This is a genomic window from Chryseobacterium indoltheticum (assembly GCF_003815915.1).
Lineage (GTDB): Bacteria > Bacteroidota > Bacteroidia > Flavobacteriales > Weeksellaceae > Chryseobacterium > Chryseobacterium indoltheticum.
Window position 1 is genome coordinate 1,741,827 of sequence record NZ_CP033929.1, and the last position, 19,200, is coordinate 1,761,026.

The 19,200-nt window shown below is 30.9% G+C and carries 17 protein-coding genes; 10 read left to right on the forward strand and 7 right to left on the reverse strand.

Annotated elements, in window-relative coordinates; translation table 11 throughout:
• The first annotated feature begins 35 nt into the window (after positions 1-35).
• Complete coding sequence (locus EG358_RS08275) at positions 36-680, forward strand: SDR family NAD(P)-dependent oxidoreductase (protein WP_228421412.1); 645 nt, start codon at positions 36-38, stop codon at positions 678-680.
• Entirely contained in the window at positions 677-898 is a 222-nt protein-coding gene (locus EG358_RS19815; RefSeq protein ID WP_228421414.1) for a hypothetical protein, read from the forward strand. Before EG358_RS08275 ends, EG358_RS19815 begins: the two co-directional genes overlap by 4 nt.
• Positions 899-1,256: 358 nt before the next feature.
• On the opposite strand, the gene EG358_RS08280 is transcribed toward EG358_RS19815, so the two are convergent.
• The 6 genes from EG358_RS08280 to EG358_RS08305 form a co-directional block, all read right to left on the reverse strand.
• Positions 1,257-1,970, reverse strand: coding sequence for an Abi-alpha family protein (locus tag EG358_RS08280; RefSeq protein WP_076561615.1), 714 nt, complete (start codon positions 1,968-1,970; stop codon positions 1,257-1,259).
• Between the two features lie 109 nt (positions 1,971-2,079).
• Positions 2,080-2,910, reverse strand: coding sequence for a hypothetical protein (locus tag EG358_RS08285; RefSeq protein WP_123890059.1), 831 nt, complete (start codon positions 2,908-2,910; stop codon positions 2,080-2,082).
• A 19-nt stretch (positions 2,911-2,929) separates the two neighbouring features.
• On the reverse strand, positions 2,930-3,589 hold the full coding sequence (locus tag EG358_RS08290; protein WP_076561617.1) for a hypothetical protein: 660 nt from the start codon (positions 3,587-3,589) through the stop codon (positions 2,930-2,932).
• 197 nt (positions 3,590-3,786) lie between these two features.
• Positions 3,787-4,872, reverse strand: coding sequence for a HEPN domain-containing protein (locus EG358_RS08295; RefSeq protein ID WP_076561618.1), 1,086 nt, complete (start codon positions 4,870-4,872; stop codon positions 3,787-3,789).
• 109 nt (positions 4,873-4,981) lie between these two features.
• Complete coding sequence (locus EG358_RS08300; protein ID WP_076561619.1) at positions 4,982-5,857, reverse strand: hypothetical protein; 876 nt, start codon at positions 5,855-5,857, stop codon at positions 4,982-4,984.
• A gap of 70 nt (positions 5,858-5,927) precedes the next feature.
• Positions 5,928-6,533, reverse strand: a complete 606-nt coding sequence (locus EG358_RS08305; RefSeq protein WP_076561620.1) for a recombinase family protein — start codon at positions 6,531-6,533, stop codon at positions 5,928-5,930.
• Positions 6,534-7,199: 666 nt separating this feature from the next.
• On the opposite strand from EG358_RS08305, the gene EG358_RS08310 reads away from it, so the two are divergent.
• The 8 genes from EG358_RS08310 to EG358_RS08345 all read left to right on the forward strand — a co-directional run bounded on the left by EG358_RS08310 (position 7,200) and on the right by EG358_RS08345 (position 17,259).
• Complete coding sequence (locus EG358_RS08310) at positions 7,200-7,643, forward strand: JAB domain-containing protein (RefSeq protein WP_076561706.1); 444 nt, start codon at positions 7,200-7,202, stop codon at positions 7,641-7,643.
• A gap of 60 nt (positions 7,644-7,703) precedes the next feature.
• On the forward strand, positions 7,704-8,660 hold the full coding sequence (locus EG358_RS08315) for a zincin-like metallopeptidase domain-containing protein (protein WP_076561621.1): 957 nt from the start codon (positions 7,704-7,706) through the stop codon (positions 8,658-8,660).
• Positions 8,661-8,777: 117 nt separating this feature from the next.
• The gene (locus EG358_RS08320; RefSeq protein WP_076561622.1) at positions 8,778-9,302 is read left to right on the forward strand and encodes a hypothetical protein; all 525 of its coding nucleotides are present in this window, start codon (positions 8,778-8,780) and stop codon (positions 9,300-9,302) included.
• Positions 9,303-9,329: 27 nt separating this feature from the next.
• On the forward strand, positions 9,330-10,625 hold the full coding sequence (locus EG358_RS08325; protein ID WP_076561623.1) for a DUF3945 domain-containing protein: 1,296 nt from the start codon (positions 9,330-9,332) through the stop codon (positions 10,623-10,625).
• Positions 10,626-11,652: 1,027 nt separating this feature from the next.
• Positions 11,653-14,049: an ATP-binding protein gene (locus EG358_RS08330; protein WP_115596415.1), complete on the forward strand. Its 2,397-nt coding sequence runs from the start codon at positions 11,653-11,655 to the stop codon at positions 14,047-14,049.
• An 89-nt stretch (positions 14,050-14,138) separates the two neighbouring features.
• The gene (locus tag EG358_RS08335; protein WP_159436385.1) at positions 14,139-15,053 is read left to right on the forward strand and encodes an HNH endonuclease; all 915 of its coding nucleotides are present in this window, start codon (positions 14,139-14,141) and stop codon (positions 15,051-15,053) included.
• Positions 15,054-15,205: 152 nt separating this feature from the next.
• Positions 15,206-16,288 (forward strand): DNA cytosine methyltransferase, encoded by a 1,083-nt coding sequence (locus tag EG358_RS08340; protein WP_076561626.1) that lies wholly within the window; start codon positions 15,206-15,208, stop codon positions 16,286-16,288.
• The gene (locus EG358_RS08345) at positions 16,288-17,259 is read left to right on the forward strand and encodes a HaeIII family restriction endonuclease (protein ID WP_076561627.1); all 972 of its coding nucleotides are present in this window, start codon (positions 16,288-16,290) and stop codon (positions 17,257-17,259) included. Before EG358_RS08340 ends, EG358_RS08345 begins: the two co-directional genes overlap by 1 nt.
• A 73-nt stretch (positions 17,260-17,332) precedes the next feature.
• On the opposite strand, the gene EG358_RS08350 is transcribed toward EG358_RS08345, so the two are convergent.
• The gene (locus EG358_RS08350) at positions 17,333-18,823 is read right to left on the reverse strand and encodes an AAA family ATPase (RefSeq protein WP_076561628.1); all 1,491 of its coding nucleotides are present in this window, start codon (positions 18,821-18,823) and stop codon (positions 17,333-17,335) included.
• Positions 18,824-19,200 lie beyond the last annotated feature (377 nt).

Sequence of the window (19,200 nt, forward strand, 5' to 3'; positions counted from 1 at the left end):
CCAACCTTTGCATCAGTCATTTAAAAAATAAAAAGATGAGCAAAAAAGTAGTATTGATTACAGGTACAAATAGTGGTTTTGGTTGGCTTACTGCACACAGTGTTGCAGCATTAGGACATCAAGTTTATGCAACAATGAGAGATACCGTTGGTAAAAATGCAGAAAAAGCACAAGCGCTCTCAGCAGTTGAAAATGTAACTGTTCTGGATGTTACAATTACGGACGATGATAGCGTGAATCAAGCCATACAAACTATTATCACAAAAGAAGGTGCTATTGATATATTGGTCAATAACGCAGGGTTTTCAATGAATGGTGTAGCCGAAAGCTTTACAACTGCCGACGTACAAGCCATGTTTGATGTGAATGTATTTGCACCATGGAGATTTATTAAACAGGTTTTACCGGTAATGCGTAAACAGGAAGACGGGCTGATCATTAATGTGACCAGCGGATTTGGAAGGGTTTCGTTTCCTTTTGCAACGGTTTATGCCGCTTCGAAGTTTGGATTGGAAGGACTGAGCGAAGGACTCCACTACGAAGTTAAGCGCCTCGGAATAGATGTTGCAATTGTAGAACCTGGCGCTTTTCCAACTGAAATGTCGCTAAAGACAGGCTATTTTCAGATCAATCCGTATTTGAAGGGTATGGTGCTATTGCAGAAATTCCCGAGAAGATGATGACAGCTCTTGGCGGGCTTATTCAAGCTCATCAAACCAATCCACAGGATGTTGCAGATGCCATCGTAAAGCTTATTGGTACTGAAAAGGGCAAAAGACCTCTGAGAACGGTTGTTGATCCTATCACGGGAGAATATATTAATGCTGCGAATAAAGCCGTTGAAGAACAATATGGTAAAGGTTTAGCCTTATTCGGGATGGGTGAATTACTTCAATAAATAATCGCACAGATTATTATATAATAAATTATTGACGGCGGAGAATTAGCATCTCCGCCGTTTCTTATTTATCCACTGATATGAGTTTTTGTTTGTAAATTAAGAGAAAATCAATCATTTTTTGAGATTATTCTCTTCTATCTTCAATATATTTTACACTCACAATTTTATCTCGAAGAAATTCAGTTTTATTTTTTCGGTCAATAAACACATCATCTGAAAGTCTATGAAAAAATTCACTTTCAATTTTTTCTCCTGTAATTAAAGTGATTACTCCGTTAAATGTACTTGTTTCATAGCTAATATTTTCATTTTATATAAAATTTGGGCTGTAAGTAATCGTTTTTTTGAGATTATGTTATAAATTTTCAAAATTATCCGGAACACATGATGCCACAAATAATTCTCCAAAATCAATAATTCTTCTTTCATTGTAACTATTAATTCCAGTCTGTTTATTATTATCAAATATAGGTTCTTGATTATTTACGAAAGCCCCAGCAATATTTAAACTATTCAAATGGTTCATGTATATTGGCAAATGTTGCGGAAATTGAAGTGTGTCTAATGGGAATTCTTCAAGAGTTGTCACTTCATTTACAATCATTGTTCCCTCAACATTTAAATCGGATCTTAGGTTAAATTTGTAGGATCTCTTTTTAAGAAGAAATAATATAACTGCTTCATCATGTGATAATTGTTTTATGATATTTGGAAATGCAGGATGAGCTAAATCTTGTTTTGTTCTATCAATAGAGTTTGCTAAAAGGTTTATGAATAATTCTGCTAACAAAGTGTTTTCATAGTTTAGGCTCAGCCCTTCGAGTGTTGGAATAACAATTTGTGGATGTCCTTCAATTAAATCTTCATTTTTTACTTTATCAGTAACTTTTTGCAAATATCTTTCCCATCTATCATGTTGATATGCTATATAATCGATTGGTGCTAGTAAAAACCTTGATGATTTAGCTATGTTTTCTAAAGCTTTTCCAATTTGCTTCATAGCAGGACTTAAAGCATCGTCATAAATTTTATCAACTGGAATAATGCTTTTTATTTGTTCTTGAGACATTTTTATAAATTTTTAAAATGTGATATTCTAATTAAGTAATCTTGTTTTGAGGTTTGTGGGATTATTTTATTAATTAAATCTTTATAAGCATCTCTATGCATAATGGCTATTATAAGCTTCGATAATCATTAGCTCTGTTTTCTGCTACCCAATCAATATATTCTTGTCCAAAATTTGTTAGATGAATTTTTTCATCATTTTTTGTAATTAAAATGCTACTAAATAAGAAACCCAGATATTTTTTCACATCCCAATTATTAAATGAATTTGGAAAACTTTGTTTAACACTTTCAAAATATTCCTCAATTTCATTTTTGGTATATCCTTCAGGTTTGATTTCGGCTAATTCCTTTAATAGGTTTAATTGGCTTCCAAATATATATTTGTCAATTCTCAAAAATTCCATTAATAATTGTGTTCCTGCAAGATGTCTTATTAAAACTGTTTCGGTTTCTGTTGATATTTCAAGTCCTTGTTGTATAATTTCTTTTTTAATAGAGCTTTCTAAGTCTGATATAACTATTGACGTTCCAATTCTATCTAATAGTTCTCTTACAACTTTTTCATTATCAATTTTTTTTTGTTTTTTAGGTCTTTCATAATAGTCTCCAAAAATTTGCTTGCTTGATTGAACTTGATTTTGATTAGTTGTTAAAGAAATTACTTGAGATAATAGTTGACTATTTTTACTTTCAAGTTTTTCAACTTCATCATTTTTCTCTTTTAATTTCCTACTGATAGAAATAATTTTACCAATTGAAAAGCTATCAAAAGATTCACTTAATATTAATATTAAAATTAAAAAAATAATAATAAGATTTCCATCTTTTATAGCTCCAATTGGCTCAACATATAAATAATTATATGCAACCATTAAAGCCAAACAAATTGAAAATATACATATTAAAGTTCTAGTAAAGTAGTTTGTTTTGTCTTCCATCTTTCGTTTTGTGAGATTATTATTTTTTATTTAATGACAAAATATCTTCTAATTTGAAAAGTGAACTATACTCCTTTAATGGAGGAAGTTTTAAAGTTATAGGTTCATGTTGATCATTTTCAATAAATAATCTTAATTCATTTTGAAATGAATACTCATTAGGTTTTGAAAAAAAGTCAAGTATCCCATCATGACTTTTTTTATCATAATATTTTACTAGATCCATTTTAAAACGTAGATTCAAGCTCTTTAGACAATCTTGCAAAGCAATAACGAACCTCATTGGTTTTTCAATTAAAAGAATTGTATCTCCAAAGTCAGCAAATCTTGCATCAAATTCAATAAAGTCTTTTGTATCTGGATGAACTGCAGTACAACAAAACAAGTTTCCATTGAAATCATGTATATGATCATATTTAAAAGCCGAATTTAATTTTATTTCTCCTTCTTTTGGCTCTTTAGAAAATGTAAATTCTTCACCATTATTTCCTTGCAAAATAATTTGAGAAACTTGCGTAATATTTGTTGCTGCTTCAGATTTATCAAATCGAGCATCTTCTTTCTCACATATCTTAAAAAATTCTATTGGATTACAATAAACAAGACCTTCTTCGTACAATGAATGAATGTGTTCAAATTTTCCAACTTTAAGAATTCGGGTTATAGTTTTATCTATCATAGTTTATTTTGAATTATGTTTCGCAATATGTGCTTCAAGTATTGCATCGTTTTTTGAGATCTAAATTATTGAATTCATAGCTATAATCTAATAAATAATATACGGTTGTTATAAAAACTATTTTATCAAAGTCCACATTGTTCTCTGAAATTTTGATTCAACTTGCTTTAATTTTTTTATCGTAAAAAAACAAAAATTTATTTCCTATCTGAAGATGTTCGTTTTTCATTTATATTACTCAAAACGTAATTAACTAGGCTCATTTTGCTATATTGCATTGCAGCAATTAATTCAAGGTTATGTTGTTCACGTGTTTCTGGATTATCCCAATCAAAAAACTCATCACTTGTAAATAATCCTCCAGCGTGTGCAATTTGTGATCTCCTACTATATAATTTATTTATGATAGTTTTGAATTTTTCAGCACTAGACAAATACTTCTCCAAGTACAATTTAATTTGTTGGCTGATTCCCCATATTGGTCTACCACATTTTTTACAACTATACGTTGAAGTCTTTATTGTTTGACAAGAATTACATTCAAAATCAATTGTTACTTTATTAATTTTACCCTCAAGTGTTGTCATAGCTTCAATACTTGAAATGAATGCTAGAAATGAAAGACTTTTCATGGTTTTTCTAATTCTACTCCCATTATTAATTAAAGTGAGAGCAGAATCAAAGTATTTTTTTTGAAGCTCATCTAACTCCGGGATATATTCGAAAAATTTTTTAGTGAATTCAGAAAATGTTAACTCATTATTTTTTTCGTTATCCAAATCTGGTGCTGTATAGTATTCAGAATGTTTTTGAGGTTCAATTTCTTCTTCATCAATCTTTGTAAAATCTGCAATGAACATTTTGTCTTTTAAATTTGCATCAATATAGATCTTGGCTCCATATCTACACGAAATTTCTTCTTCAGTTTTAGCATTTAAATTTATGAACCAAGCATGTTCATTTACATTGTAAGTGAAAAAATTAAAATTAGAAACAACTGTTAGTAATTTTAGTATATAATTCATTGTATTTGTTTCATGTGAAAGTTCTGAAAGAAAATCTTTTGTGTCCTTTCCAAACGATTCAAAAACATCTTCATAAGAATAATAAATAACATTATTCTTATCAATTTTATATTCTAATAAAAAAGGGAAATGATTTGTTGGTATATCTGAATCAATATAATTTGTTAGAGGTATGATTTGAAATAAATAACATGAAAATGGTTTTTTAATTTTTTTTTCACAAAAACAAACTGCTCTTTTATAATAAATTTCTGACATATATAGCTAATTAAATTCTGATAGTACCAAATTTACACATTGAATCAATAAGATATCTGCAATTGTGATATCTTTTTTTATTTCACATGCACAGTTGTAAACCGATACACTATCCTTCTATTCTTTTTGTTGCAATCCATCCGTATACTCTACTTGATATTAAATTTGAAATCTCGATCATCCCAATCACAGCTTCTATCTTAGATTGGTAAGAGACATTATTATCTATTTTCCCAATAAATGTTCTAAGTGTTCTTTCTTTTTCAGAAGATAAAGTTGTTGCATTCATTATATGTTTATTACTGAAATGAATAAATCCCGATGTCTCATTATATACATTCTCTACCCATGGAAATTCTGCTGCAGCCTTTTCCTTAAGATATACATCGGTCATTTTTTTTCCATCTCTATCTTTAATATTTCTGACGGAAACGCCTTCCCAAACATCTTTGGCAAAATCATGTGGACTTTCTACTAACCACGAAGCTGAAAGCCTTAAATAATTGTCAAGATGTGGTCTGACCAAATGCAGTGCGCCAATAAAGTTTGCAGACTTAAGTAAAGTGTCAAAACCATAAATGAGAGAAAGGCTCCTATTTAAAATTCCTGCAACAAAGTAATCTAATGGATATGTGCCTTTACCACTTATCATCATACACTCACTTAGTTTTTGAAATTTCTTTTCAAAATATTGAAGTTTTAACATATACTCCTGTAGACAGTTTACAAGTATCTTTTCATCGTCCGTATCTGGAATAAAAAGTGCCTTTTCATTTAAATATGCCCAATATGTTCTAGAAGATAATGTAATTACATGACAATCATTTCCTACAAACCATCCTACTTCCCCCGAATCTTCATGTATTATCAATGAACCAACTCTACAATTATTAATTAAATCTTCAGTAGGTTCTTTAGCAAGTAAAACGGGTTCTTCGACTTCAGGTCGAAGCCCATCATTTATACTGTTCCAATTAATCGACATTTTACAATTTAATTTTAATATATAGTTTTCAAAAATATATTCTTACTACGCAATCTATTGACGTATCTTATTATTTTTTAATTGCCATTTTCTTTATTTCTTCATTGGTATGATTATCCAGAATTTTAGCATAACGATAAAACGTTGCTCTAGTCAAACCAAGTGGCTTGTAAATCTCCTCTGGAGCTTTGGTTGGATCTTTATACACAGACCGCATAATTATTAACTTAGAAATTGTTTCTTTTGCATATCCCTTTGGTCTTCCTCCAGTTCTACCTCTTGCTCTTGCAGACTGTAATCCAGCATTGGTTCTTTCTCTTATTAATTCTCTTTCATATTCAGCTAATGAAGCCATGAGATTCAAAAATAGTCGTCCGTTAATCGTAGAAGTATCTACACCATCCACAAGACCTTTTATAATGATTCCTTTTTCATTTAAGCTTAAGACCATATCGATAATATGTTTTAAACTTCTTCCCAATCTGTCTAATCTCCAAACATAAAGTTCATCACCTTCTCTAAATTGGTCTATCATTTTATCAAGTTCGGGACGATTTTTTGTTGAACCTGAAATTTTCTCCTGATAAATTTTTTCACATCCTGCTTTTTCTAAGGCTTCAATTTGTAAATCTAAATTTTGATCTTTGGTTGAAACCCGGGCATATCCTATTTTCATAATTTGTTACATTAAACTCATCTCTTGTAAATTTATGAAACTTTGTTTAATGATACGAGATTTTGAGAAATTAATTAAAAAAAATAAAGTGATGCAATCAATCAATTTAAAAATCTCATAAAACCACCGTTTATCTCAAAAATTCATATCAACTAATAATACAATTTACGCAGAGCTTTCATATTAAAATTTCAGGATACTTATCACACATTCTTTTTTTACCTGACTCAGCAGTGATAAATTTTAATGGTAGCGGTTGTCTTTGAGGTCATCCGATTTTCTATAGCAAATATATTCCGTTGTCTCTGCGGGAAAAAATCTTTTTGGGTATCCGTAATCGGAGATTACAAACCCTCCGCAAAAATATTTCAAGCTTTATCAATATGCTTTCTTATTGTTTTCAAGGAATTGATTGCAGTTTTCCTTGTGCCTGCCTGAATGGTAATCTGCATAGAAAAGTCGGAAACCTCACAAGATGCAAATGCAGTTCATTGAAATTTAGATCATCCTTATTCTTTTGGTATAAATCAGTTTAAAATGATATGACCCTAAGTAAAAGAATAGAAAAGATCAAAATTTCCTTCAATCTGCAATTTACAGAATCAACAGTGTTTTTAACAGCAGGTGCGGGAAAAACAGGTCTCCGCCGCACTCGGAGCAAAAAAGATGAATTATAATATCGTCAACGAAATTAAATTAAGCTATTCACGAAAAGGAAACGCAGATAAAACAGTGATGAGTTCCTATGATGTTTCGGAAGTATTCAGAGCCCATTTTGATACGGAACAAACCGACTACAAAGAAAGTTTTTACGCATTGTATCTAGACCAGAAAAATAAAGTATTAGGCATCAAAAAAATATCAGAATGCGGAATCAGTTCCACTTTAGTGGATGTCAGAATTGTGATGCAAGGCGCTTTGTTATGCAATGCCAGCGGAATTATTGTTTGTCATAATCATCCTTCGGGAAATCTAAAGCCTTCAACAGAAGACATTAAAATGACGGAAAAAATCAAAGAAGCGGCAAAGTTTTTAGATTTCTCTGTACTCGATCACATTATTCTGACTTCTGAGCATTATTACTCTTTTCTCGATGAGGGTCATTTATGATAAAGACTATCAAATCACATTATTTCAAAGCAATTTAATATTAATTTAAAAAGTAACATCATGCAAAATATTACAGAAAACAAAAAAGTTTCAACTGGCAAAAAGGAAGGTAAACCTGATTTATTCATTGAAAGAATTTTGGAGAACCTTGACAAAGTCAATGCAAAAGATTGGGAAATGTACAGCGACCTGAGCGCTGTATACCCTTCAAATTTATTTACCGGGAAATCTTACCAGGGCTACAATATTTTAGCGCTTTATTTGGATACGATCCTGAAGAAATTTTCATCGGCAAAGTATGCAACTTTCAACAGTATAGCAAAAGCAGGAGGACGGTTAAAAAAAGGTTCAAAAGGTTGTGTGATTGAGTTTTTCAGCTATGTTTTTAAAGATAAAGAAAGCGGAAAAATTATCGGCGCCGAAGTTGTGGCAAAGATGAATGATGATGAAAAAAGGAACGTTATTAAAATTCCATGTGCCAGAAATTATGTTGTTTTTAATTCTGAACAGATCGAAAATTTAGAAGAAATTAAAACCAGTCTGGTCATTGAAGATCACGAAAAATCGGAATTTTTAGAAATGGAAAATTGCGAAAAGTTCGTTTATCGTATCATTAAAAATGGAAATCTAAATTTGCGTTATTCTATTCATGAAATTGCTTTTTATTCTCCTGGATCTGATTTTGTGATGCTTCCGAAAAAGCAATATTTTATTTCGGCTTCAAAATATTACAGCACGCTGTTTCATGAGATTTTACATTGGACAGGTCACGAAAAAAGACTCAACAGAAATCTGAAAGGGCATGACGATAAAGCAAGTTATTCTTTTGAGGAATTAATCGCTGAAATGGGTTCAATGCTTTTATGCCTTCAGTTAGGGATTTCTGAGGAATTTCTCAACAGTGTACGATATCTGAAAAGTTGGTCGGGATCAAATCGAGAAGACCGGGCTGCAAAAATACGCAGCGCATTTGTAGAGTCGAAAAGGGGAAAGAAATTCCTGGAAAACCTGCAGTGATTTTTGCGGTTACTAATAAAATTCAAATCCTGAAAGAAAGAGAAAAGTTAAAGAGGGAAAAGTTTCAGAATACTTTCTCTAATCCTCAAAAGTTAAATAGCATAAAGTTTCCAATGTATGGGTATCCTCATCGTGATTAATCTTACAAGATGGGAACTGACTAAAAAAATTAAAGGAATGCGTAAAAATATAAAAACCAAAGTGAAATTTTCAGTTGAATCTTTGCTGTTTGGGATTGAGAACCCTAAGGGGAATATTGAGCAGGTTTTGTTTGCCATGAAAATGGCGGAGTATGAAGGAATAGAGAATTGTAACCGTCTTGCAAAATTGAGTTTTGAAGATGATACCGTAAACAAAGCTTTATTGGGAGCTGTCGCCATGGATGAAACTTTGATTCTGGGTCATGAGGGATGGAGCGACAGCACTTTGCATCTGTGTATCAGAAGCGGAAGAAGTGCAGTGAGAATAGCTACGGGTCATTTTCCAGGTCGGGAAATAATGATGTATGATGATTATAAAAATGCCATCCTCTTAAACAAACTTTCTGAGAAACAAATCAAAGAGATTTTTAGTGAGGTGTGGACTCATATGGATTTGATACAGCCAAAGAGTAGGTTTTTATGGAGGGAAGATATTGAGTAGAACAATAAACAAAAAAATATAATCATTATGAAAAAAATAGTCAACAATACAGTAATTTCGGAGGTGAGTACTTTATTGGTACTCCGTCACCGAAGCAATTCCGTTGGAATTGTGCAGGAAGTCAATCAATACGGAAATCTTATTGATGTGCTCCCCGACAGAAATACATCGGATACCGTAATCCGTGTCGAATCTTCGGAAGATTCTTTTATGAATTTCTATGCGGACTTTTATCATCAGCTGAAAAATCCTGCCGAGTATTCATTTTTCAAAGTGCGGGAATATGGGGCGAGAGAAACTGCAATAAGTTTGCAGAACTATGTTGAGTCTTCTTCGGATGAGGAAAGAAAGGATTTGGAAAAGTATGCCGTTGCAATCGAAACGGTAGAAACTTTCAGAAATAAAAAATATGCCGACAGGGAAGCTTCTGTTGGTAACAATGATTTTAAAGACCATTCTTCCGTACTACGCAGTAATTTTGAATATCGATATCAAATTGAAGATATTCCTTGGGAGAGATTAGCTGAGATCGGTCTTGATAGGAAAAAGTTGGAAAGCATTGGTGCTTTGGAATCTCTGTTGAAAGGATATAAAACTGCAATGTTGATTCCGATACTTTTGAGGGATGGGAATTCTATAAATACGATTGATGCTCGTTTGCAGTTAAGACTTGATAATAGGGGTGAGGTGTTGGTGTGTATTCATCGGGTACAGGACAAACCTGATTTTGAAAAGATGTTTGGTGGTCACCGATTTTCGAAGGAAGACAAGGTGAACCTTTTGAAATTTGGAAACATGGGCAGGGTGGTGGAGCTGGTTGATGAATCTACAGGGGAGTTGGTTTCGTCGTTGGTAAGTATGGACAGGCTGACCAATGAGTTGATTTCGTTAAGAATGGATTTTGTAAGGATTCCGCATGTGATTTGTGGTGTGACGTTGAGCTTGGAACAACGGAAGATTCTTCGTGAGGGGAAAAGTCTGTTTGTTGAGAATATGTTGTCGAAAAAAGGGAGATTGTTTTCTGCAAGGTTGCAGTTTAATGCTGAGAAGCAGGGTGTTGAGTTTTTGTTTGACAGGATTCTGAAAGGTTTTCGGAAAAAGTCTCAAGAGGATTTGGTTAGGGAAGTTCCCACGATGTTCAGAGGGAAGTATCTTCGGAAATGGCAGATGGAGAAACTGAAAGCAGGAGAGGCGGCTTATATCAGTGGGCTTGTTAGTGAGTTGGGGAAGCAGTATCAGGGGTATATGCGTTTTGATAAGGAGACATGGAGAATTTTGTTTTCGTTTAAGAATCCGAATGCAAAGAAGAAGATAAATGTATGAAAGGTTTCGGAAAAATTTTAAAATTTAATAGTCTCGACGTTTGACAATTTTGAGTTTAAAAGTGCAGGGGCTGGAGACTTTGTACTTTTTTTATGCGTGTTTTAAATAGAAAGTTATATTGATTTTCATTCCTACAAAATCCAAATCGGATCAAATCTTTTAATTGTTGTATTAGTAGTTCGCATGAAAAAGCTTTCCAGCGAAATAAATGTTGTTGGTTGATTTTGAAAATTTTGTCGTTATAAATTATTAACCAGTGATTTAATGGTTTGTTGTTGTGGATTTTTGTCCGAAATATTGTGGATATTTCGGACAAAAGTTGGTAAAATATTGCGAGCAAAAATGCAATTCCTTCCTTTGGTCGGAAACGCATTTTTGCTGAAATCGGAAAAACTCCATTTCAAAAACATTGCCCGGCAGAGCATTCAAATGTTTTTGAAAAAAGGTTATGCGAATTTTAGATAATTGATATGTTTTGTATAGCATAAAAGATATACATAAGAAGGCTCTCGAATCCTACTAGCCTGCTTCTGAATCAATCTCAAAGTGTCTTAAAACCAAACTCCCAAACTAGGAAAAAGCTTATACAGTCAAAATATATTCTCCATAAAAGAAAGCTTTGAATAGATTTTTCCATTTTATTTCCCACATCAATATATCTTCTGTAGTATTTTTAGGTAATTAGTGAGTCTGCGCCATAATTATGTGTTCCCGTAATTGTGAAACAATTATTTTTAATATATTTGAAAAATAGTGATATGATATATTCCATCACCAAAACTAACAGCCTGAAACATCCATGAATTATCTCGAAATTAGCTCCTTTACTAAAGCTAACAAAGCATCAGCTCATATAGAAAAGAACTGTGCCATGTTAGTACTCTTATCTATCATTTTAAATTTCACTACCACATAAAGTGGGACAATATTTTATAACATTGTTAAAATGTTAGTGTTATTTGCTTTAGCGATACAGCACAATTTCTACGACTGATAAAAAACTTAAATAAATCACCACTACGATCATATGAACTTTAAATTGTTAGCAATTCGTCCCTTAAAAGATTGCGATTCTTCGTTTCTTAAAAATTTAAAAGAAAACTGTTTTTATAGGTTTTACAATGAATACGATTACAAACATATTATAACAGATAATACTGAAATTTCTTTAATTGATCTACAAAACAAAACTCTGCAAAGTAATGTCAATGATTTAAGTCAAAAAAAAATAGATTTTCATGAAGTAACAAAGATAAAATACATTCAAGAAGTTCCTGATTCATTTTATGAAGAAAATATAAACGTTTCAGCAATCGTTGGGAAAAATGGAAGCGGAAAGAGTAGTATTCTAGAATTTTTATATGCATTCATATTCAATATTAGCAAAAAGTATAAAATATTAAAGTTTGGAGAATCAACTGTAAATTACAATAAGATTAATTTGGAAATTTATTATTTCTATAATAATAGCTATTATAAAATTTCGCATAAAAGTTTAAAATCCACAATCAAGATTGAGGTCTTTAAAGCTTCTGCTGATTCTAAGTTTTTAAAAGCTACAAACATTGATGAAATTTTATTCAAGTTTTATTCTTTAGTAATTAATTATAGTATTTACAGTTTAAATAGTAAAGTTTCAGGAAAGTGGGTTAAAACATTATTTCATAAAAATGATGGATATCAGTCACCGATTGTAATCAATCCGTTTAGAACTGACGGTAATGTTGATGTTAATAATGAATATGATTTAGCACAAGCAAGACTAATACTCAATCATTTCGTCATAAAAAATGATACCTTAATCGAAGGCATTCAACTTAAAGAAGTTAACTACTATTTAAATATTAAAAAATTACAATATATCGCAGACGATGAAAATGACGGTAAAAGCGATAAATTAATTATTGACGATATAATTAATTTCCTTAATCTTAATAATTTTGGATTATCAAATAATTTGTCAAGTTTAGTTGATATTATTTTTGCTAATAAGAAGGCTGTTCATTCAATTAAATCACTGAAGCAGTTCCTGAGAACTGAAAATATAGAAAAGGACTTTTTAGTGAAAAACTTGTCAAATGATTTCAAAGAAAAAATTAGCTACTTATGTCTCTTGTATATTTTTAAAAAGTTAAAAAGAATTTCATACAATTATGGAGAATATGAAAAATACCATTTCTTATTTGGGTCCACAGTAACTGAAGAAATTCTTAAAAAAGATATTAGTCCATTTAAATTAAATTTTAGAAAATATATAAAACATAATAACCATGAGCAGTATATTAACTTTGGAAAATATGTAGATAAACTCTTAGAGTTTTTTAAATCCTATATCAAGACACATGCTGTTTTAAACATTTTGAATGAGGATGTATATGGCAGGATTAAGGAAATTCTTTTTTCATCTCAATTTGATGATGACTCTGATGTTAATAATGTGATTGATTTCATATTTGATACATTAACAACATTAATAAATGATAATAGAGTTGATCTATTTTCGCAATATATAGTGCAGCTTAATAGAGATAAAAGCCATATTGCCTTCAAATACAAACAAGCAATAAACTATTTTCTAAAAAATATCTTTGGTTTGATAACAGTAAAACCTGTTGTTGATGAAAATGGTCAGAATATTCCTGATCTATATAAAATAGTTATTGAAAAAAAGTTTTCTGGAAATGATATATATAATATTCCAATATCATTTTTTGAACCTGAAATATTAATGTATAAACAAGGTGAACCATATACATTTAATAGGCTTAGTTCAGGTGAACAGCAGATGATTCATTCAATGTTGAATATTACTTACCATCTATATAATATTAAATCGGTTCAACAAAAAGGTCAAAAGAAAAAGTACAATCACATTAATATCATATTTGATGAAGTAGAATTATATTTTCATCCTGAATTTCAAAAGAATTTCATAAGTAATCTACTTCAAAATTTAAAGAGTGAAGAATTTAAGAATTTTTCATTTAATGTCATCTTTTCTACACATTCACCGTTCATTCTTTCTGACATTCCGACTCAGAATATTTTAAGATTGAATGAAGGAATTCCGTTGATCGATTCTGATAAAATTAATTCGTTCGGTTCAAATATTCATGATTTATTAGCAGATGAGTTTTTTTTGGGCGGTAATACTGTTGGGAAATTTGCTAGTGATAAGATTGACAAGATTATAAATTTTTTGTATTGTCAATATAAAATCAAAGAAATTAATAATGATATAGATAAATCATATTTCTCATCCGAGACTAACGATAGTTTAGCTAATTTGAAAAAAGAATTAGAAAAAGAATTAGAAAATTTTCCCAAATATGAAAGCGAAGAAATATCTAAAATCATTGTTATGATTGGCGAACCTTTAATAAGTGATAAATTGACCGAATTGTTTAATGAAGTTTTCAAATAGTCTGTATGCTCTATATAAATGAATATTCCAAGGCCTTAGATTTTTACAAAAAAATTGTTCCATGTTGGCTTAAAATAAAGATTCATGGAGTGTCACGAATTAAAGAAGGTGATCAGACCAAATGTACATATTGTGATACAACGGAATGTGAAAATCTAAAAACTAAAAATCATAATTACTCTTTTGATGAATCAGTTAAAGATTTATTAAAGGTGGATATCATCGACAAGCTATTGCTTAGTGAACCAAGAGATTTAGTGATTTTAACACAGCAGATAGATGCTGTTGTTTTGGAAGAGAAAGAAACTGTTGCCCTGGAAGATCTTTTTAAAAAATCGGGATATAAAACATTTTTTCAGACGAATAATGGAAGAGAATTTTTGAATCATTTAAACAGATCAACGTGTTCATACTGTAATAGAAACTACACCATAAACATCACTTCAAAAAATGCATCAGCCCAATTGGATCATTGGTTTCCTAAAGACAAGTTTCCTTTTTTAGCTTTATCATTTTTTAATCTTATTCCATCTTGCTCATCTTGTAATCATATGAAGGGTAATTCTGATAAAGATAAAGGTTGGTGGAGCACTACAGCACTCGATGAATTAATACATCCATATTTTGAAGAAGCAGATCATAAATTTAAATTTGATTTCAATTTTGAGAAAAGCACGAATAATCTTTTTGTTCTCTTTAGAGATGTAGAAGGAGACAAAACTATGAAAACTCTAAAATTTAATCTTACAAAAGAAATATATCAAGCTCATTCGGAATTAGAACTTAGAGACCTTTATGATTTGAGAAAAAAATATTCAAAAAATTATTTAAAGTATTTATTGAAAATACTCCACAAACATGAACCCTCCGAAGCTGAAAAATATAGAATGCTTTTCAACGTGGAAAAAAATGAGAAAGATTATCATAAACGACCATTTAGCAAATTTAAAAATGATATTATTGAACAATTACTAAAAATAGATAATAAGAAATCAAACTTATAAAAGATAATACGTCAAGTTTTGTCGCATTATGAATATACCTTTGATATTTAATTCTGGCTAAGTATATCATTATATAATATTTTGATGAATTTTAGATTTGGCCAATTGTTTTTTAATAGGTAATTTTGTAAACAAATTTAGGGAGTATAATTATGAAAGTAGTGTCTTTTTTTGCAGGTGCAGGAGGTTTGGATTTGGGTTTCGAGCAGGCGGGTTTTGATGTTGTTTGGGCAAATGAATATGATAAGGATATTTGGGCAACATACGAGAAGAACCATACTCATACAATTTTAGATAAGCGAAGTATTGTCAATATCCCTTCAGATGAAGTTCCTGATTGCGATGGCATTATTGGAGGACCGCCTTGCCAAAGTTGGTCAGAGGCAGGTTCTAAGAAGGGTATTGCTGATAAGAGGGGACAGCTTTTTTATGAATTTATGCGAATTTTAGCAGATAAAAAGCCGAAATTTTTTTTAGCGGAAAATGTGTCGGGAATGTTATTACCAGCTCATAAAGAAGCTCTGGAAAACATTAAACAAATGTTTACAGAAATAGGATATGAATTATCTTTTGAACTTTTGAATGTATCAGATTATGGTGTGCCGCAAGATCGTAAGAGAGTTTTCTTTATAGGGTACCGTAAAGATTTAAAACGAAAATTTGTTTTTCCTAAAGGGACAACCAACGAAAATAAAGTGACTTTAGAAATGGCGATCGGTGATTTGAAAAACTCTGCATTGCCCGCTAAAGAAGGGAATTTTACCAATGGAATAAAATGTAAAGTCCTTAACCATGAATACATGATAGGTGGTTTTTCTTCTATTTATATGTCTAGGAATAGGGTGAGATCGTGGGATGAAGTTTCATTCACGATTCAGGCTGGTGGAAGGCATGCACCATTGCATCCGCAAGCACCAAAAATGACTCTTGTTGCACAAGATGTACGTGAATTTAAAAAAGGTAAAGAGAAATTATACCGTAGGCTCAGTGTTCGTGAATGTGCACGCATCCAAACATTCCCGGATAATTTCAGTTTTGAGTATAAAAGTGTAGTTGCCGGGTATAAAATGATTGGGAATGCGGTACCTGTGGAAATGGGTAAAATATTGGCAGAAAAAATTTATTCAGACTTGAGTAGTCTAAAAACGAAGGAAGGCTTAAATAAGTTATCAAAAGTTAATGGCAATAATGTCATAGAAAAATTACAGGAAATAGTTAATAAAGTAACCGCATAATGGCAAAAATCGCAACTCAGACTATCAATGGAAAAGCATTTGAATATGCATTATTACTGGAATTTTACGAAAAATTAAAATTAGTAACTAAAGTTTCAATAGTTGACAATGCTTCCTATAAAACAGCTTTAAGCTGTTTTGAAAGTTTTGGTGAAAAAGAAAGAAGCCAATATCGTTTAAACGCTAGTTTCTCAGTCAATTTTTTATTAGATCTAGAACCCAGACTTTCAAACGGTATCAATGAAGAAGATATTTTGGAACTTGAAATTGTAGCTGATAAAGCAGGACAGTCAGGGGATGTTCGTGATGTCTTAGCAATAAGATCATTACAAAAATGGGAAATTGGAATTTCTGCTAAAAATAACCATCGTGCGGTTAAACATTCGAGACTATCAAATGATATTGATTTTGGCGAAAAGTGGTTGGGAACTCCTTGTTCAGAAAATTATTTTACAGTGATTAAGCCCATTTTTAATGGGCTAGCACAATTAAGGAAAGAAAGTAAGGCTACTAAAACTTGGGCAAGTCTTGGAGATTATCATTCAACAGTCTACTTACCTATATTAAACGCATTCAGAGATGAATTGATTGCATTAGACCGGGACAATCCAGGAGTAGTCGCACAGAAGTTAGTCCAGTATTTAATCGGAAATCAGGATTTTTATAAAGTTATTAAAGGAAAAGGAAAAGTTGAAATTCAAGCGTATAATCTGCAAGGAACTTTAAATTTACCATTTGGTAACGTTAAGCCAAAAGCAAAGGTTCCCAAATTAAAACTTCCGACCAGGCTTATTGAAGTTGTGTATCAAAATAATTCTACAACAACATTGTTGGTGACGTTGAATGAAGGTTGGCAGATTTCATTTCGAATACATAATGCCAGCTCTAGGATAGAACCATCTCTAAAATTTGATATTAATTTGGTTTCTTCTCCACATACTTTGTTTGTGAATACATTATTTTTGGGATAATGGCTAAATATATTTTTTAATATCTACAAAAAATATTTATTACAGTTTACTGTGAACTTCACATTAACTGTTTTTAAATAATTTTTCTCAAAGAATTAATGAAATTTTCAACTTCTACTGGATGATCTTTTTTCCATCTATTTAGTAACTTTGAATAGCCAGTACCAAAGTTTTTTTTATTAATTGGGTCGCTAAACCAATTTTTATGAGTACCTTTTCCTTCATTAGTATAGTCTTTAAAAGAAGTAATTTTTGTGAAGTTTTTGTCATCATCCCAAAATTCATCGGTATCCGATAGATTTTTTACGAACTCATAAAAAATTGTTTCAGGTCTGTCTTCAAAAGGTAAAAATACTGCCTTATTAGGAGCTTTTTTTTGAGTAAACTTTCTTTTTACATCACCATCTAAAATAAAACGAACATTCTTAAAGATTGTATGTTTGGACTCAGCCATACCGACAATAGTCATATCTGGAAATGGACCTTTTTCAACTTTAATCATTTTTTTTAAATCAGATCCATTAATGAGATTTTTAATCCAATATTCGGCTACATCATCTTCACATACAAAATTTATTTTATCGATTGTTTCCTCTTCAGCAACTTCACTTTTGATTTTTCTCCTAATGTACTGAGCTGAAGGATTAATCAAATTTACAACCTTATTATTTTGTATGTTAAAATAGTTAATTTTTGTGTCTGAACCTAATTTGCTCTCCAAATAGTCTAAAATTTCTAACGAGTGTGTTGTAAAAACAATTTGAATATCTAATTTCTTAGCATATCTAAATAAAATGTCAACTAATTTGAATTGTGCGGCTGCATAAAGTGTGGCGTCTAATTCATCAATTAACAAAATCCCTCCTCTAAATTTTGCACCTAATTTTTTCTTGAGCATATCAAAAGAGATTAATGCAGAAATTATTTGCGAGATATTATCTTGTCCCGCTGAATTTCCTAAATGGCTAAATTCCGAAGTTTGTAAAGCTAATATCTTTTTATTGTATGATTTTATGGGTTCGGGTTTTATATGTTCTCCAACAACAGCGAAAATTTCTTTTATTAAACTAGAATAAAGTTTTGAGTAATCTTCTAAATTTTTTAGATGTAATGTTGAGATTGAATTTTCTGTTGCTAATGGAATTAATCTTTTTAATCCTAGATAGATGACAGGATGGTCTAATGCTTTTCCTCTTCCATCAAAATCTGTTCTATATCTTTCAGCTGAAATTTCAGTTTTTTTTAGATGTCTTGTCTTAATTCTCTTTTGTTCTTCAAGTAAAGATTCTGATGGATTTTCGTAATGAAAAGTAATGTCATACTCCTTATTATAATCATTCATAGGGCAAAATCTGAAAACATTTCTAAAGCTCTCTTTGTAATAACTATCTAATACTGTCTTATCTTTACCTTTATAATCGCAGAGCTGTGCAATCCATCCTAGAATGGATGATTTGCCTGACCCATTAAGACCAGTTATAATAGTCATATATTGACCAAATTCTAAATTCTGTTTTTCTATATGTCTGAAATTTTCGATATAAAGATTTTTGAGTTTTATCATTTGAATTATTTGTATAAAAGAAAGGGAAACACGAATGTACAAAATTTTGATATTTACTACACATTTTAATGAAAATTATAGTAAAAGATACCATGATGGAGTACAAGGAGGATATTTAAATACGCCATCTAATTTAAAAACAGATATTTCATTTTTTAAATAATAGCTTTAGTACTTTAATTTTATAGCACTTCTTCAAAACATTCTAAAATCATCCAGATATGTACTTTTATAATTTAATAAATATTCTTAAAAGATCCTCAGTCACTTTTCAACTTTGGAATTCAAGGTCATCCAAAAAATCTTTATTTTTTTGGCCATAAAAGCATCAACGTATTAATTATTTGTTCTAAAAAAGTATTGATATAACAGAGTCA

What these genes read in the sequence shown, in the direction of transcription:
- EG358_RS08330 (WP_115596415.1), top strand. Translation starts at nt 11,653, where the DNA reads ATGAACTTTAAATTGTTAGCAATTCGTCCCTTAAAAGATTGCGATTCT.
- EG358_RS08310 (WP_076561706.1), top strand. Translation starts at nt 7,200, where the DNA reads ATGAATTATAATATCGTCAACGAAATTAAATTAAGCTATTCACGAAAA.
- EG358_RS08315 (WP_076561621.1), top strand. Translation starts at nt 7,704, where the DNA reads ATGCAAAATATTACAGAAAACAAAAAAGTTTCAACTGGCAAAAAGGAA.
- EG358_RS08295 (WP_076561618.1), bottom strand. Translation starts at nt 4,872, where the DNA reads ATGTCAGAAATTTATTATAAAAGAGCAGTTTGTTTTTGTGAAAAAAAA.
- EG358_RS08300 (WP_076561619.1), bottom strand. Translation starts at nt 5,857, where the DNA reads ATGTCGATTAATTGGAACAGTATAAATGATGGGCTTCGACCTGAAGTC.
- EG358_RS08320 (WP_076561622.1), top strand. Translation starts at nt 8,778, where the DNA reads ATGGGTATCCTCATCGTGATTAATCTTACAAGATGGGAACTGACTAAA.
- EG358_RS08350 (WP_076561628.1), bottom strand. Translation starts at nt 18,823, where the DNA reads ATGATAAAACTCAAAAATCTTTATATCGAAAATTTCAGACATATAGAA.
- EG358_RS08345 (WP_076561627.1), top strand. Translation starts at nt 16,288, where the DNA reads ATGGCAAAAATCGCAACTCAGACTATCAATGGAAAAGCATTTGAATAT.
- EG358_RS08290 (WP_076561617.1), bottom strand. Translation starts at nt 3,589, where the DNA reads ATGATAGATAAAACTATAACCCGAATTCTTAAAGTTGGAAAATTTGAA.
- EG358_RS08285 (WP_123890059.1), bottom strand. Translation starts at nt 2,910, where the DNA reads ATGGAAGACAAAACAAACTACTTTACTAGAACTTTAATATGTATATTT.
- EG358_RS08280 (WP_076561615.1), bottom strand. Translation starts at nt 1,970, where the DNA reads ATGTCTCAAGAACAAATAAAAAGCATTATTCCAGTTGATAAAATTTAT.
- EG358_RS08325 (WP_076561623.1), top strand. Translation starts at nt 9,330, where the DNA reads ATGAAAAAAATAGTCAACAATACAGTAATTTCGGAGGTGAGTACTTTA.
- EG358_RS08275 (WP_228421412.1), top strand. Translation starts at nt 36, where the DNA reads ATGAGCAAAAAAGTAGTATTGATTACAGGTACAAATAGTGGTTTTGGT.
- EG358_RS08305 (WP_076561620.1), bottom strand. Translation starts at nt 6,533, where the DNA reads ATGAAAATAGGATATGCCCGGGTTTCAACCAAAGATCAAAATTTAGAT.
- EG358_RS19815 (WP_228421414.1), top strand. Translation starts at nt 677, where the DNA reads ATGATGACAGCTCTTGGCGGGCTTATTCAAGCTCATCAAACCAATCCA.
- EG358_RS08340 (WP_076561626.1), top strand. Translation starts at nt 15,206, where the DNA reads ATGAAAGTAGTGTCTTTTTTTGCAGGTGCAGGAGGTTTGGATTTGGGT.